Raw genomic sequence first — 1,883 nt, 5'->3', positions numbered from 1 at the left:
AACGTTCGAGAAACTGCTGCTTGGCAGAGGTAAACATATCGAGGCTGTGGGTGATGGCATCTGACTCAATGTATTCGAGGAGACGCTTTTTGAGCTTGGGGTTATTATGTCCGTAGTTGAGGGCACCGGCACCTGCCAAGAAATCTATATAAGTACGCCCACTCTCATCTATCAAGGTATCTCCCACTGCCTTGGTAAAGACTGTTGGGAACAATCGACAGTAGCTTCGGACTTCTGACTCAAGCTTGGTGAAAATGTTCATATGCTAAACCTGCCTATTGTTAGTATTTTCAAGTAGGTGAGACAATTGTGTGTGGTGTACAAAACGCGAAGCTATTCCATTTGCTTCACTTTACTTTACGAACACCGAAACCTAGAAAAATATATACTATTTAGGGTGACTATAGCAATCCTAGATCATTTGTGAAAACCAAAATTATCCTTAAAAATCTTATAAGGCACAACAACTGGTATACCCTGATCAAAGAGCCAGTTTAACAATTAAAATAGGATTGCTATAGTCTAAATTTTTTTGATCAGTATCAGAAACCAACAAGAGCGTGGAATTAACTGGGATTAACTATGCAAAAAAGTAGATTTACCGAAGCTCAGACCGAGGCATTGTTTGATGATCGCGAACGAGACCAACGTTTCCGCAGTTTCTGGGATCCAGAAGGCAGTCTCCACTGGGGTTACTTCGAAAACTTAGCCAAGGCTCGGCCTGAGGACTTTGTGCCAGCCTGCAAGCGCTGGGATGAATATATGCTGGCACAGAGCGGTATTACTGCTGACTCCCGGGTACTAGAAGTTGCTTGTGGAAATGGCAACGCTGCCGTTTGGCTGGCTCAGCAAACGGGATGTGAGGTAGTAGGAATCGATATCAGTAGCAGTTATATCGAGAATGCTCGAGCGAAGGCTAGTAATTTTCCCTCTCTGCGGGTGAGCTTCCAAAAGGAATCAGCCCTTAACCTACCTTTTCCAGATGGCTCCTTTACCCATGCCTGGAGTCAAGGCGCTCTTTATCACATCCACGAGCGCGAAAAGGCTCTGGCGGAAGTTTATCGTGTCCTAGGAGCAGGAGGCATCTTCCTGTTTGATGACTTGGTAACGCCAGTACAGGAAATCAGCGAAACAGCCCGTAAGTATGTCTACGACAGACAGAGGGTTGATCCGACATATAGTCCCGAAGTCTACACAGAAAAACTCACTCAGATCGGATTTAACGTGTTGCAGGTCAAGGAAATGAGCGAACACCTGAAAAAGAGTTACGAATTGGTGTCCGAGCTGGCTCGGGAGGCTTATCCGGATTTGAGCGTTGCTTTTGATAAAACCCAGGAGGCGATTACTGCTCGTGAGTTAGGCTGGTGCTTCTACCTCTGTGACAAGGTTAGCGATCACTAATCCGTGGCAAGTTAAGACAGCTACGCCATAGGTTGAGTGTAGATTCAGTGGATGCGATTGACCTTGGCCAAAAGGCCACGCTACGGGAATGGTCACGCGGGGCGCGATGCTCGGTACGAGCCGCTACGCGAACGCATCTACGGGCTGGGCTATACACCCAATCACTCCTCAGCAGTTTTGCCTAAAAACCTTAAATTTTACCCCTAACCAGCGCAACCGGCTACAATAACAAGTGTTGAGATTTGTGTAGTCGTGACCGGCATAGGGAAAGCTTATGGCTGCCGCTGTATTAATCCAGAACCTCCAAAAACGCTATGGAGATGTCCACGCCGTCAAAGACATCTCCTTACAAGTCGAACCGGGTCAAATTTTTGGCTTACTCGGTCCTAATGGTGCCGGTAAAACCACCACCATTCGTTGCCTATGCACTCTCACGGCACCGGACGCTGGAAAAATTGAGGTATCTGGCATTTCAGTACTAC

Annotated in this window: 4 protein-coding genes; 3 read left to right on the top strand and 1 reads right to left on the bottom strand. The window is 46.9% G+C overall.

The window, feature by feature from the left end; genetic code table 11:
- The coding region (locus F6K37_RS40325; RefSeq protein ID WP_287256907.1) for an aminotransferase class III-fold pyridoxal phosphate-dependent enzyme at positions 1-262 on the bottom strand (262 nt) is incomplete at its 3' end.
- Positions 263-582: 320 nt separating this feature from the next.
- Between F6K37_RS40325 and F6K37_RS40320 the strand changes: the two genes are divergently transcribed.
- The 3 genes from F6K37_RS40320 to F6K37_RS40310 all read left to right on the top strand — a co-directional run.
- A complete protein-coding gene (locus F6K37_RS40320; protein WP_287256905.1) occupies positions 583-1,401 on the top strand; it encodes a class I SAM-dependent methyltransferase in 819 nt (272 codons plus the stop codon).
- Between the two features lie 32 nt (positions 1,402-1,433).
- Positions 1,434-1,586, top strand: a complete 153-nt coding sequence (locus F6K37_RS40315) for a hypothetical protein (protein ID WP_154659661.1) — start codon at positions 1,434-1,436, stop codon at positions 1,584-1,586.
- A gap of 89 nt (positions 1,587-1,675) precedes the next feature.
- Positions 1,676-1,883 (top strand): ATP-binding cassette domain-containing protein (locus tag F6K37_RS40310; RefSeq protein ID WP_287256869.1); only part of this gene is annotated, 208 nt, incomplete at its 3' end.

Origin of the sequence: Moorena sp. SIO4E2 (genome assembly GCF_010671945.1) — a bacterium.
GTDB lineage: Bacteria > Cyanobacteriota > Cyanobacteriia > Cyanobacteriales > Coleofasciculaceae > Moorena > Moorena producens.
This window is presented reverse-complemented; position numbering and strand designations above follow the sequence as displayed.